Annotated in this window: 10 protein-coding genes; all 10 read left to right on the top strand. The window is 56.3% G+C overall.

Annotation, left to right across the window (positions count from 1 at the left end; genetic code table 11):
• Positions 1-59 precede the first annotated feature (59 nt).
• The 10 genes from AAFJ72_RS10860 to AAFJ72_RS10905 all read left to right on the top strand — a co-directional run bounded on the left by AAFJ72_RS10860 (position 60) and on the right by AAFJ72_RS10905 (position 13,201).
• Complete coding sequence (locus AAFJ72_RS10860) at positions 60-980, top strand: M15 family metallopeptidase (RefSeq protein ID WP_432777074.1); 921 nt, start codon at positions 60-62, stop codon at positions 978-980.
• Between the two features lie 128 nt (positions 981-1,108).
• Positions 1,109-1,756 (top strand): TetR/AcrR family transcriptional regulator, encoded by a 648-nt coding sequence (locus tag AAFJ72_RS10865; protein ID WP_432777075.1) that lies wholly within the window; start codon positions 1,109-1,111, stop codon positions 1,754-1,756.
• Positions 1,757-1,993: 237 nt separating this feature from the next.
• Complete coding sequence (gene accB, locus AAFJ72_RS10870; RefSeq protein WP_432777076.1) at positions 1,994-2,524, top strand: acetyl-CoA carboxylase biotin carboxyl carrier protein; 531 nt, start codon at positions 1,994-1,996, stop codon at positions 2,522-2,524.
• A gap of 33 nt (positions 2,525-2,557) precedes the next feature.
• A complete protein-coding gene (locus tag AAFJ72_RS10875; protein ID WP_432777077.1) occupies positions 2,558-4,684 on the top strand; it encodes a methylmalonyl-CoA mutase family protein in 2,127 nt (708 codons plus the stop codon).
• The gene (gene scpA / locus AAFJ72_RS10880) at positions 4,681-6,864 is read left to right on the top strand and encodes a methylmalonyl-CoA mutase (RefSeq protein ID WP_432777078.1); all 2,184 of its coding nucleotides are present in this window, start codon (positions 4,681-4,683) and stop codon (positions 6,862-6,864) included. The genes AAFJ72_RS10875 and scpA overlap by 4 nt, the downstream gene beginning before the upstream one ends.
• The gene (meaB, locus tag AAFJ72_RS10885; RefSeq protein WP_432777079.1) at positions 6,861-7,907 is read left to right on the top strand and encodes a methylmalonyl Co-A mutase-associated GTPase MeaB; all 1,047 of its coding nucleotides are present in this window, start codon (positions 6,861-6,863) and stop codon (positions 7,905-7,907) included. Before scpA ends, meaB begins: the two co-directional genes overlap by 4 nt.
• A gap of 23 nt (positions 7,908-7,930) precedes the next feature.
• Positions 7,931-9,481 (top strand): acyl-CoA carboxylase subunit beta, encoded by a 1,551-nt coding sequence (locus tag AAFJ72_RS10890; RefSeq protein WP_432777080.1) that lies wholly within the window; start codon positions 7,931-7,933, stop codon positions 9,479-9,481.
• A 17-nt stretch (positions 9,482-9,498) separates the two neighbouring features.
• Positions 9,499-9,960, top strand: coding sequence for an acetyl-CoA carboxylase biotin carboxyl carrier protein (locus AAFJ72_RS10895; protein WP_122903877.1), 462 nt, complete (start codon positions 9,499-9,501; stop codon positions 9,958-9,960).
• A 14-nt stretch (positions 9,961-9,974) separates the two neighbouring features.
• On the top strand, positions 9,975-11,351 hold the full coding sequence (accC, locus tag AAFJ72_RS10900) for an acetyl-CoA carboxylase biotin carboxylase subunit (RefSeq protein WP_432777081.1): 1,377 nt from the start codon (positions 9,975-9,977) through the stop codon (positions 11,349-11,351).
• 371 nt (positions 11,352-11,722) lie between these two features.
• On the top strand, positions 11,723-13,201 hold the full coding sequence (locus tag AAFJ72_RS10905; protein WP_432777082.1) for an Lsa family ABC-F type ribosomal protection protein: 1,479 nt from the start codon (positions 11,723-11,725) through the stop codon (positions 13,199-13,201).
• Positions 13,202-13,292: the final 91 nt, after the last annotated feature.

Raw genomic sequence — 13,292 nt, forward strand, 5'->3', positions numbered from 1 at the left:
CGTACCTACCACCTTCAGGGCAGGAATTGCAGCCGGGCCCGATTCGAAAGGACGCCAAGATGAAACGTTTTGCCAATTGTACAAACCATCCGATCATACTGGTAACGGCAGCGTTGCTCGCGCTGTCGGGGTGCAGCGGATTGGCCATGCCTGCCGAGCAGGAAAATGCGGCTCCGACCGTGACAGCGCCGGAACAGACGAAGCAGGAGAGCGCAGAGCCAAAGGAAAGCAAACCTGCGGATCAGCAGCAGGCACCTCCTGCGCAAGCCGCGCCGCCTGCTGAGGCCAAGCCGGATGAGGCGCAGCAAGCAGAAGCCCAACCGCCGAAAAAGCAGCCTGCCAAAGCAGCCGCCGATACAGAGGCGATGCTTGCGGACATCGAGGTAGTCGCCGAGCCAGCGAGCATGGCCGTTCTCGTCAACAAGCAGCGCAAGCTCCCGGAAAACTACTCGCCAACGGATCTCGTTTTCCCAAACGTGCCTTATTTGCTCCCGGAAAAGAGCGAAAAGCGCAAGCTGCGCAAAGAGGCAGCAACGGCACTGGAAGCGCTGTTTGCAGCGGCGAAAGCAGACGGCATCTCACTTGCAGGCGTATCCGCCTACCGTTCCCACGCGTATCAAAAAGCGCTGTTCAACCGCTACGTGCAAAAAGACGGTCTGGAAAAAGCGCGCACGTACAGCGCCGTGCCCGGCACGAGCGAGCATGAGACAGGACTTGCGATTGACGTCTCCGGCATTGACGGCAAGTGTGCGGCAACGAGCTGCTTTGCCGACACAAAAGAAGCGAAGTGGCTTGCCGAGCACGCCCAGGAATACGGCTTTATCATCCGCTATCCGGAAGGCAAAGAGGCGATTACCGGCTACATATACGAACCGTGGCATTTGCGCTACGTCGGAACAGAAATCGCCCAAGAAATCAAAGCGCAAGGCATTACCCTGGAAGAGTATTTGGGTGCAGTTCCAGCCTCCACAAGCGAATAGCCATCCTCTAAAAGGGACGCCGATTTTTCGCCCGATGAAAAATCGGCGTTTTTCCTGCCTGGCTGTGGCTCGTGCAATCGGCCATTGAGAAATGAATTTCTATGCTATAATGAACTCGGGTGAAGATCATGAGCGAAAAATCAATCAGAGAACGAATCATCGAAACATCCATGCGCCTGTTCGAAGCACATGGCTACCACCGGGTGACCGTCGACCAAATCGTCAAGGAAAGCGGAACCTCGAAGGGAGGATTTTATCACAACTTCAAATCCAAGGATGAACTCCTCTACATCATTCACGATCAATTCATTACGTACGTTCTGGAAAAAGCAGAGGAAGCTTACGAGAAATGGGATACGCCGACGGAACGCCTGCAGGCTATCGTAAAATCGTTTGTCATGATGATTGATCTGTACCGCTCACAGGTAACGATTTTTTATCAGGAAAGCCTCTTTTTGACTCCGGAATATTTTTCGGATATTGAAACGAAGCGAGATCGCTACAAAGAGATCATGTTTACCGTCATCTCGGACGGGATCAAGTCAGGCGAATTTCGGCCGGAGCTGCCAGTGCCAATCGTCTCCATGGCGATTTTCGGCATGGTCAACTGGATTTACAAATGGTATCAGAAAACAGGGACGTATTCGATCGAGCAGATCGCGGACATTTACGCCGACATGGTGCTGCATTCCGTTTTGAAGCCCGAGGCGATGGAAAATCCGGCGTTCAACCGTTTTTTCCTGACGTCTGGCGAAACGTCGTTCAAGCTGTTTTAAATACAGGGAAAAGCAGAAGGATCAGGCGGCTAGTTGCTGTTTGCTGACGGAAAAGCAGGGGCATAGTCGCTTCACGGTCCGTTATTTATTGGAACGCGCAGACTGACTGGTTGGTCTGTACTATTATTCAGATATTTGTTATAATCATCAAAAGACCAACTGGTCGGTCTAGTAGACCCTTTACAGACCAACCAGTCGGTTCGTGACATACAGACTCGGAACCCGGGAGGAATAGCTGTGCTGACGATCTATGAACTGAGAGAACTTGTAAAGCTGTTGGAACAGACCGACATAGAATCACTCGAAGTAACTGACGAGGAATCCCGCCTGCTCATCAAACGACGCGCAAACGAAATGGCGACAGCCGACAAGGCGGTTTACGTGCAAAAGACAGAGCCTGGCAAAAAAGCGGCTGCGGTCGTTGCCTTGCCCCAACCTGAAAAAGCACCCGTCCAGCAACCGAAGCCTCAGCCTGTAGCTGTAGCAGAAAAACCAGCTCCTGCGGCAAATGTAGAACAGACAGAAAGTTTGCACAAAATTACCTCTCCGATGGTCGGGACCTTTTATGCCGCTCCGGCCGAGGATGCTCCGCCGTACGTTTCGGTGGGCGACCGCGTCGAGCCGTCGAGCATCGTTTGTATTGTCGAGGCGATGAAGCTGTTTAACGAGATTGAAGCAGAGGTAAAAGGAGAAATCGTTCAAGTATTGGTGGAAAACGGTCAGTTGGTTGAGCTTGGTCAGCCGCTGTTTCTAGTAAAACTCACCTAGAAGGAAAATGCTATGGAAGGGAGGTCTGAACAAGTGAACAAAGACACACTGTTTACGCAGTTTCCCGTGCCAACGTACGAACAGTGGCGGGAAGCGGCAGAAAAATCGTTGAAGGGCGCGTCATTCGACGCCAAACTGTTGACCAAGACCTATGAAGGAATCGTCCGCCAACCGATTTACCGGACGGAAGATGTCGCAGGGCTGCCACACCTGGACGCAGAGCCGGGCCAGGCGCCATTTGTGAGGGGAACGAAAAGTCCGTACGAAAGCGGCGCACAGCGCTGGGCGGTCTGTCAGGAAATAACGGTCCCGGACGCCAGGTCGTTTAACGAAACGGCTCTCGCGGATCTGGCTCGCGGACAAACGATGCTGCACCTCGTCCTCGACCGGGCAGCGCGGGCGGGACTGGACCCGGATGAAGCGCTGCCGGAGGACATTGGAGCGGGGGGCGTTTCCCTGTTTTCTGTAGAGGAGCTGGGCGAAGCGCTGCGCGGCATGAATCTGGAGGAACTGCCGCTGTTCATTCAATCCGGGCCGCTCGGCTTGCCGGTATTTGCCCTGTTGTTGGCTCATCTGGAAGCGAACGGACAAAAAGCAGAGAAGCTGCGCGGCTGTATCGGCCAAGATCCGCTGGCAACGCTGCTTGCAGAAGGCGAGCTTGCGTACTCGCTGGACACGGCGTTTGACGCCATGGCGAAAGTAACGCGCTGGGCGAGCGAACATGCGCCGCAGCTAAGGACGATTCTCGTCCAAGGAAACCCCTACTACGAAGGCGGCGGTCATGCCGTTGCCGAGCTTGCGTTTACGCTTGCGACGGGTGTTGATTACATTCAGGCCATGCTGGAGCGCGGGCTGACCATTGAGGAAGCGGCGGGCCGGATGCAGTTTTCTTTTGCCGTCGGCTCTGATGTGTTCATGGAAATCGCGAAGCTGCGTGCCGCGAAGCTGCTGTGGGCGAACATCGTCGCATCGTACGGAGGTTCGGTTGAGGCGCAAAAGATGAAGATTCACGCGCGGACAGCCACCTGGACGAAAACGGTGTACGATCCGTACGTCAACATGCTGCGCGCGACAACGGAAGCGTTTTCAGCGATCGTCGGCGGGGTAGACAGTCTGCACGTGTCGGCGTTCGACGAAGCGATTCGCCCGGCAAACGAATTTTCCCGGCGCATCGCCCGCAACACGCAAATTATTTTGGAGCAGGAGGCACACCTGGCGAAGGTGGCAGACCCTGCCGGCGGCTCGTGGTACGTGGAATGGCTCACGGATGAGCTGGCCAAAAAAGCGTGGGAGCTGTTTTTGCAGGTGGAGGAAAAGGGCGGCATGATCCGTGCGCTTGCGACAGGCTTCCCGCAAGACTTGATTGCCGAGAGCGCTGCACGCAAGGCAAAAGACATCGCCGAGCGCAAAAGCCGCATCGTCGGCACGAACATGTATCCGAATCCGACCGAGCAGCCGTTGCCGCAGCAGGAAGCACCTGCCCTGCATGAACAGCGCATCGCCGAGCTGCGCGCGCATCGGGCGAAAAAAGCACCATCTGCGTTTACCGAAGCGTTGGCAAAGCTCGCGAATGACGCAGAAAATTGGGTTGGCCAGGCTGTACAGGCAGCGCTCGCCGGAGCGACCGTGGGCGATCTCACAAAAGCACTGACCCGCTCCGGACAAACAGCGACCGTCATCGCTCCGCTGCGTCCGCACCGCGCGGCCGAGGCGTTTGAAGCGCTCCGCAAGCAGGCGGACGAACATACGCACAGAACCGGACAGCGCCCGAGCGTCTTTCTCGCGGCAGTCGGCCCTGTGGCGAAGCATAAGGCGAGGGCGGATTTTGCCGCCGAGTTTTTCGCCGTCGGTGGCTTTGCGGTTTTGCGTCCGCAAGCATACGGCACTGCCGCAGATGCCAAGGAAGCGGCACTCGCCTCCGGAGCGAAAATTACCGTCATCTGCTCCGACGATGCGAGCTATCCCGAGCTGGTGCCGCCGCTCGCCCAGGCGCTCAAGCAGGAAGCAGCTGACATGACGGTGCTGCTAGCCGGGTTGCCTGACGCCGAGCAGTTGGCCGCGTACAAGGCGGCTGGCGTAGATGACTGCATCCATCTGCGGACGAATTGCTATGAGATGCTGCGAGAACTTCAGGAGCGGACAGGAGTGAGTTCACGATGAACAGACCTGATTTTTCCAAAGTGCCGTATCGGGGCAGCCGGGACATTTCCGACCTGTTTCCTAACCAGGTGGCATCCGCCGAAGCGAAAAAGCTTTTGGATGAGCAAATTTGGCAGACGCTGGAGCAAATTCCCGTCAAGCCTCTCTATACAAAAGAAGATTTGCAAGGCATGACGCATCTGGGCTACATGCCGGGCCTGCCGCCGTATTTTCGCGGGCCGTATCCGACGATGTACGTGACGCAGCCGTGGACGGTGCGCCAATATGCCGGTTTCTCCACTGCGGAGGAGAGCAACGCCTTTTACCGCCGCAATTTGGCAGCGGGACAAAAAGGGCTGTCGATTGCCTTTGACCTCGCGACGCACCGCGGCTACGATTCCGACCATCCGCGGGTCGTAGGCGATGTCGGAAAGGCCGGGGTAGCGGTAGACTCGATTCTCGACATGAAAATTTTGTTCGACGGGATTCCGCTGGACAAAATGTCGGTTTCGATGACAATGAACGGAGCGGTGCTGCCGATCATGGCGTTCTACATCGTGGCGGCGGAGGAACAGGGCGTCTCGCAGGAACAGTTGACCGGAACGATCCAAAACGACATTTTGAAGGAATACATGGTGCGCAATACGTACATTTATCCGCCGGAAGCGTCGATGAAAATCATTTCCGATATTTTCGCCTACACCTCGAAGCATATGCCGAAATTCAACAGCATCAGTATTTCCGGTTACCATATGCAGGAGGCGGGAGCGACGGCGGACATCGAGCTGGCGTACACGCTGGCAGACGGTCTGGAGTACGTGCGCACAGGACTTGCCGCCGGGATTGACATCGACGCATTCGCACCGCGTCTGTCGTTTTTCTGGGCAATCGGCATGAACTACTTCATGGAAGTTGCGAAAATGCGGGCAGCCCGCCTGATCTGGGCGAACCTCATCAAGCAGTTCCATCCGAAAAACGAAAAGTCGATGGCACTTCGTACCCACTCGCAGACATCCGGCTGGAGCCTGACGGAGCAAGACCCGTACAACAACGTCGTGCGGACGTGCATCGAAGCGATGGCAGCGGCGCTCGGGCATACCCAGTCCCTGCATACGAACGCACTCGACGAGGCCATCGCGCTGCCGACGGACTTTTCGGCGCGAATCGCGCGCAATACACAGCTTTTCTTGCAGGATGAGACACAGATTACAAAGGTCGTCGATCCGTGGGCAGGCTCGTACTACGTCGAGTCGCTGACGAAGCAGCTCGTGGAAAGAGCTTGGGCGCACATCGAAGAGATCGAAGCGTTGGGCGGCATGGCCAAGGCGATTGAGACAGGCCTGCCGAAAATGAAGATCGAGGAAGCGGCAGCGAGACGCCAGGCGCACATCGATTCGGCGAAGGAAGCGATTATCGGTGTAAACAAATACCGTCTGGACAAGGAAGACCCGCTGGAAATTCTCGAAGTCGACAATACAGCGGTGCGCGAGGCGCAAATCCGGCGTTTGCAGGAGCTGCGCCAAAACCGCGACGAGGCGAGAGTGCAGGCGGCTCTGGCGGCGATTACGGAGTGCGCACGCACTGGCGAAGGCAACCTGCTTGCGCTGGCGATTGAAGCGGCGCGGGCACGGGCTTCGCTCGGAGAAATCTCGGATGCCTACGAAAAAGTGGTCGGCCGCCACAAAGCGGTGATTCGCTCGGTCAGCGGCATCTACAGTTCGGAATACGCCGATGCCGAAGAAGTGGCAGCAGTGCGCAAGATGGCGGATGAGTTCGAGCAGTGGGAAGGCCGACGCCCGCGCATCATGATCGCCAAAATGGGCCAGGACGGGCACGACCGGGGTGCCAAAGTGATCGCGACTGCTTTTGCCGATCTCGGCTTTGACGTCGACATCGGGCCGCTGTTCCAGACACCGGAGGAAACCGCCAAGCAAGCGGTGGAAAACGACGTTCACGTAATCGGGTTCAGTTCGCTCGCCGCCGGGCACAAGACGCTGCTGCCGCAGCTCGTCGAGGAGCTGAAAAAGCTGGGGCGCGAGGACATCGTCGTCGTCGTCGGAGGGGTTATTCCGCCACAGGACTACGATTTCTTGCGCGAGCATGGCGCTGCCGCCATCTTCGGTCCGGGTACGGTCATTCCGGTAGCGGCGCAGCACGTTTTGCAAGAGGTTGTAAAACGTCTGGAGGCTGCTGGCTCATGAGCGCAGGGGGAGACGGCAAAGCTTCGCTGAACTTTTCCTCCAAAGCTCGCCTCCCGCGCCTTTCCGTCGAGCAGTACGTCCAGGGCGTGCGCGAAAACAACCGGACCGTGCTTGCGCAGGCAATTACGCTTGTCGAAAGCAACTCCGCCGCCCATATGGAGATGGCTCAGGAGGTGATCCGCCAGCTTTTGCCGCACACGGGAAATTCCATTCGCATCGGCGTGTCCGGTGTGCCGGGAGCGGGCAAGAGTACGTTTATCGAGGCATTTGGCACGATGCTGTGTGAAAAAGGCCACCGCGTCGCTGTGCTGGCAGTCGATCCGAGCAGCACGGTGACGGGCGGCAGCATTCTCGGGGACAAGACGCGGATGGAGCTGTTGTCGCGCAATCCGCAGGCGTTCATCCGGCCGTCGGCGACGGGCGGAACGCTGGGCGGCGTCAACCGCAAGACGCGGGAGACGATGCTGATTTGCGAAGCGGCAGGATACGACGTCATTTTGGTCGAGACAGTCGGCGTCGGGCAGAGCGAGACGACGGTCAGGTCGATGGTCGACTTCTTTTTGCTGCTCGTGCTGACAGGAGCAGGCGACGAACTGCAAGGCATCAAAAAAGGCATCATGGAAATCGCCGATGCGCTGGTGATAAACAAGGCAGACGGGGAAAACCGCACCCGCGCGCTGATCGCCAAGGGCGAATACAACCGGGTCTTGCACTATTTGCAGCCTGCGACATCCGGTTGGGAGACGAAGGCTTACATGTGCTCGGCGTTGACGGGTGAAGGTATTGCCGATATTTGGGACGTCATCGGACAGTTTCGCGAGAAGACGGTGAAATCAGGCAGCTTTGCGGCCAGGCGCAAGGCGCAGCTGCGCGACTGGATGCACAGCATGGTGCAGGACTATTTGCGCACCACCTTTTTCGGCAATCCAGCGGTCGCGCAAATGCTTCCGGCGATTGAGCAGTCTGTCGCCAGCGGGGAGCTGTCACCGACGAGCGCAGTTCAGCAGCTGGTAGCGATCTACGAAAAAGCGATCATGAAATAGAGGAACAGGAAGAAGGTCGGACGATGAGCGATATGTACGAAAAAATCGACGAATTGATGGAACGAAAATTTAAAATCCAGCTGGGCGGCGGCGATGCGCGCATTGATGCCCAGCACAACCGCGGCAAGCTGACCGCCCGTGAGCGGATCGAGCTGCTGCTCGACCCGGACACGTTCGTGGAGCTGAATCCGTTTGTCGAGCACCGGGCCACGCACTTTGGGCTGGACCAGATGGAAGCGCCAGGCGAAGGTGTCGTGACGGGCTACGGAAAAATCAACGGACGCCCTGTCTACTTGTTCGCGCAAGATTTTACCGTGTTTGGCGGCGCGCTCGGTGAAATGCACGCAATGAAAATCGCCAAGGTAATGGATTTGGCGGCGAAAAACGGCGCTCCGTTCATCGGGCTGAACGACTCCGGCGGCGCACGCATCCAGGAAGGGGTCAGCTCGCTTGACGGCTACGGCACGATTTTTTACCGCAATGCGATCTACTCCGGCGTCATCCCGCAAATTTCGGTCATTCTCGGTCCTTGCGCTGGCGGTGCCGTCTACTCTCCGGCCATTACCGACTTCGTGTTCATGGTGGAAAAGACGAGCCAGATGTTCATCACTGGCCCGAAAGTGATCGAAACGGTAACAGGCGAGAAAATTTCCGCCGAAGATTTGGGCGGAGCACGGGTGCATTCTACGGTCAGCGGCAACGCCCACTTCACGGCCGAGTCCGAGCAGGAGGTACTCGAAAGCGTGCGCAGGCTGCTCAGTTTCCTGCCGCAAAACAACCGCGATCGCGCCCCTGTAGTGGAAGGAGAAGCAGGCAAGGATTGGCAGGAAGAACTGCTTGATCTGGTGCCTGCCGAGAGCACCAAAGTGTACGATGTGCGCAAGGTGATTGAAAAAATCGTCGACTTTGGCGATTTCATGGAGGTGCAGCCAAACTTCGCGCGCAACATCGTCATCGGACTGGCCCGCATCGACGGTCACAGCGTCGGGATTATCGCCAACCAGCCGAAGGTGATGGCAGGAGGACTCGACATTCATTCCTCCGACAAGCTGGCGCGGTTCATCCGTTTCTGCGATTGCTTCAACATCCCGCTTTTGACCTTCGAGGACGTGTCCGGCTTTTTCCCAGGGGTCAACCAGGAGCACGGGGGTATCATTCGCCACGGCGCGAAAATTTTGTACGCCTATTCGGAAGCGACTGTGCCGAAGATCACCGTCATTTTGCGCAAGGCGTACGGCGGCGCTTACGTGGCGCTCAACTCCAAGTCGATTGGCGCGGACATCGTCTACGCCTGGCCGAATGCGGAAATCGCCGTGATGGGACCGGAAGGCGCAGCCAATGTCATTTTTGCCAAGGAGATCGAGAGCAGCGAAAACCCGGCGGCGACGCGTGCGGAAAAAATCGCGCTATACCGCGAGAAGTTCGCCAATCCGTACGTCGCAGCCAGCCTGGGCATGGTCGACGATGTGATCGACCCGCGCGAGACGCGCCTGAAGGTCGCTCAAGCGTTGGAGATGCTTCGAAACAAGCAGGAAGACCGTCCATATAAAAAGCATGGGAACATCCCATTGTAAGAGGGGAGCGTCTTGGAATGAAGCTGCATGAACTGCGTGAATTTATCAAGCTGGTGAACCAGTCCTCCATTGAGGAACTGGAATGGCAAAAGGGCAAAACCCGGATCGTCATCAAAAAAAGCGAGCCTGTCGCAATAGCGGCAGGCGTGCTCCCTGAGCAAGCAAGCGAAGTCGAGCAAGGCTTTCAGGAAGCAGCGGCGACGGTTGCGGCAGAGCCGGTCGAAGCCGTCGCCGAGGAAAAAGCGCCAGAGGAAGGGACACAGCTTGTCCTGTCCACGGCTGTCGGCATCTTTTCCGCAGAAGTAACCGTTGGCCAGGCGATCAAGGCACAGGAGGTAGTCGGACGCTGCACCGTGGACGCGCTGCAACTGTCGTCTGACATTGTGTCGCCGGTGGCCGGGATCGTAACAGAAGTGCTTGTACCAGACGGTCAACTCGTCGATTACGGCAGAGCGTTGCTGGTCGTCAAACCACAGTAAGAAGGAGCGTTCCTATGTTCACGAAAGTATTGATTGCCAATCGCGGCGAGATCGCCGTGCGCATTATCCGGGCGTGCCAGGAGCTGGGAATCGCCACAGTCGCTGTCTACTCGGAAGCAGACCGCGAAGCGCTGCACGTCGAACTGGCTGACGAAGCGTATTGTATCGGCCCGAAGGAGTCCAAGGACAGCTACCTGAACATGGCCCGGATCATGACGGTTGCCTTGCTCACAGGCGTGGATGCGATTCATCCCGGCTACGGCTTTTTGGCGGAGAACGCTTCGTTTGCCCAACTGTGCCAGGATTGCTCCATTACGTTCATCGGCCCTGATCCGGAATCGATCACAAAAATGGGAGACAAGGCGGTCGCCAAAGCGACGATGAGCGCGGCGAATGTGCCGCTCGTCCCAGGCACGGACGGGCTGATCGACGACATCGACGAAGCGCTGCAGGTGGCCGAGAACATCGGCTATCCCGTCATCGTCAAGGCGACAGCGGGCGGAGGCGGCAGAGGCATGCGCGTCGCCTTTGACGCCGAAGAGCTGGAAAAAGCGATTCGCCAGGCGCAAAAAGAGGCGGAAACAGCTTTTGGCAACGCGGGCGTGTACCTGGAAAAATACGTCGAGGAACCGCGCCATGTGGAAATTCAGGTAATGGGCGACAAGCACGGCAACGTCGTCCACCTGGGCGAGCGGGACTGCTCGATCCAGCGTCGCCATCAGAAGCTGGTGGAGGAAGCGCCATCTCCTGCACTCGATCCAAAGCTGCGCGAGCGGATGGGACAAGCGGCTGTCGCGGCCGCAAAGGCGGTTTCGTACCATGGAGCGGGCACCGTCGAGTTTTTGCTCGATCGGCATGGACAGTTTTACTTCATGGAAATGAACACGCGCATCCAGGTCGAGCATCCGGTTACGGAAATGATTACGGGCATCGACCTTATCAAAGAGCAAATTTCGGTCGCGGCAGGCAATCGGCTGTCTTTTTCCCAGGAAGACGTCAAAATCAACGGCTGGGCAATCGAATGCCGGATCAATGCGGAAAATCCTGTGAAAAACTTCATGCCATCCCCCGGGAAGGTTCGCAACTACCTGCCGCCAGGAGGCTACGGCGTGCGCGTAGACAGCGCGGTATACCCGGGCTACGAGATTTCGCCGTTTTACGATTCCATGGTCGCGAAGCTGATTGCGTGGGGCACAACGCGCGAAGAAGCGATTGCTCGCATGAAGCGGGCGCTTGCCGAATTCGTGATCGAAGGCGTGCACACGACGATTCCGTTCCACGAAAAACTGTTGGAGCATCCTGATTTTGTCTCGGGTCATTTTGCGACCAACTTCCTGGAGAAAAATCCGCTGGAGCTGAAGGAAAACGAAGCCGCAAGCAGCAACAAATGACGAAAAGCACCCGGTCCGGCTCGTCAGGCGAGCAAGAGGCAGTCGCTCTTGCGCGCAGACTGGCAGCACCGGGACATTTGCTGTGGAGCGTGCCGGATCGTTGATCGAAACCATACGGCGTGGTAAAATAAGTGTACTTTGATGAACTGGAGTTGAAGCCGATGAAGTAAGCTTTCTTGCACGAGAAGGAAAACAATTGCGTTTTTTCGCATGCTTATTTCCTTGTATGCAAGAAAGTTACTGCATCTGTTCACTCAAGCGATATAGCCGAATCCGGCTCCTGGATGGAGTAGGTTTTGTTATGCGTATTTGAGCTGCAAGAGAGTAACTTTCTTGCAGCTCTTCTATTTTTATCCAGGGGGGATGATGGAATGTCGACCATCAAAGTGACGAATCTGACTTTTGCCTACGACGGCAGTTTCGATAACATATTTGAAAACGTGAGCTTCCAGATCGATACCGATTGGAAGCTGGGCTTTACCGGAAGGAACGGCAGAGGGAAGACGACATTTCTGAACCTGCTGCTCGGGCGCTATGAATACAGCGGCACGATCTCGGCGCAGGTGCAGTTCGAATACTTTCCGTATCCAATCGAAAACAAGGAGCGGATCACCGCAGAGATCATCCAGGAAATGATTCCCGATTATCTGCATTGGGAGCTTTTGCGCGAGTTTTCCTATTTGCAAATAAACGAGGAAGTGTTGGAACGGCCGTTTGCGACGTTGTCCAACGGCGAGCAGACAAAGGTGCTGCTTGCAGCCCTGTTTATGAAGGAAAACAGCTTTTTGCTGATCGATGAGCCGACGAACCATCTGGACATGGCTGGCAGAAAGCTCGTGAGCGACTATCTCCAGACGAAAAGCGGCTTTATTCTCGTCTCCCATGACAGAGCTTTTCTCGACAACTGCGTCGACCACATTCTGTCCATTAACAGAACGAACATCGAGATTCAGAAAGGCAATTTTTCAACGTGGTGGGAAAACAAGGAGCGGCAGGACAACTACGAGCTGGCCGAAAACGAGCGGCTGAAAAAGGACATCAAACGGCTGTCCGAAGCCGCCAAACGCACCAGCAACTGGTCGCATGCAGTGGAAAAAACGAAAAATGGCACGCGAAATTCCGGCTCCAAAGTCGACAAAGGGTACATTGGCCACAAGGCAGCGAAAATGATGAAGCGCGCAAAATCACTGGAGCAGCGCCAGCATGCAGCGATCGAGGAAAAGTCCAGGCTGCAAAAAAACGTCGAGCAAAGCGATACGTTAAAAATTGCGCCGCTGGCGTACCATAAAGATCGCCTGGTCGAGCTGGTGGACGTCGGGATTTTTTACGGTGACAAGCAGGTAACAAGCGGTATCCGTTTTTCGGTTTCCCAAGGGGAGCGAATCGCGCTGGCAGGGAAAAACGGCTCGGGCAAATCGAGCATTCTCAAGCTGATCTGCGGCGAGGACGTGAGCTATACGGGAACGTTCCGCAAAGGAAGCCAACTGAAAATTTCCTACGTTTCCCAGGATACGTCGCACTTGCAGGGCAATTTGACCGACTACGCCAGAAGCAACGGGCTGGACGAAAGCTTGTTCAAGGCGATCCTGCGCAAGCTTGATTTTTCCCGCGTGCAATTTGAAAAAGATATGGCTGCGTTCAGCGGGGGACAGAAGAAAAAGGTGCTGATCGCCAAAAGCTTGTGCGAGCGGGCGCATCTGTACGTATGGGATGAGCCGCTGAACTTTATCGACGTCATTTCGCGCATGCAGATCGAGGAACTGCTTTTGCAGCATGCGCCGACGATTCTGTTTGTCGAGCATGACAGCGAGTTTTGCAAAAATATCGCGACGAAGGTTATCGAGCTGTGAGCAGGAAGGTAGCGAAGGCAGCTCGCATCACGATGGCATTGGCTGTTCGATTGCACTCGTGAGGTCGCTCCGTCATAGACGCTGGCTGGAA

This window comes from Brevibacillus gelatini (genome assembly GCF_050920745.1).
Classification (GTDB): domain Bacteria; phylum Bacillota; class Bacilli; order Brevibacillales; family Brevibacillaceae; genus Brevibacillus; species Brevibacillus gelatini.

What these genes read in the sequence shown, in the direction of transcription:
- AAFJ72_RS10905 (WP_432777082.1), top strand. Translation starts at nt 11,723, where the DNA reads ATGTCGACCATCAAAGTGACGAATCTGACTTTTGCCTACGACGGCAGT.
- AAFJ72_RS10860 (WP_432777074.1), top strand. Translation starts at nt 60, where the DNA reads ATGAAACGTTTTGCCAATTGTACAAACCATCCGATCATACTGGTAACG.
- AAFJ72_RS10890 (WP_432777080.1), top strand. Translation starts at nt 7,931, where the DNA reads ATGAGCGATATGTACGAAAAAATCGACGAATTGATGGAACGAAAATTT.
- scpA (WP_432777078.1), top strand. Translation starts at nt 4,681, where the DNA reads ATGAACAGACCTGATTTTTCCAAAGTGCCGTATCGGGGCAGCCGGGAC.
- AAFJ72_RS10865 (WP_432777075.1), top strand. Translation starts at nt 1,109, where the DNA reads ATGAGCGAAAAATCAATCAGAGAACGAATCATCGAAACATCCATGCGC.
- accC (WP_432777081.1), top strand. Translation starts at nt 9,975, where the DNA reads ATGTTCACGAAAGTATTGATTGCCAATCGCGGCGAGATCGCCGTGCGC.
- AAFJ72_RS10895 (WP_122903877.1), top strand. Translation starts at nt 9,499, where the DNA reads ATGAAGCTGCATGAACTGCGTGAATTTATCAAGCTGGTGAACCAGTCC.
- meaB (WP_432777079.1), top strand. Translation starts at nt 6,861, where the DNA reads ATGAGCGCAGGGGGAGACGGCAAAGCTTCGCTGAACTTTTCCTCCAAA.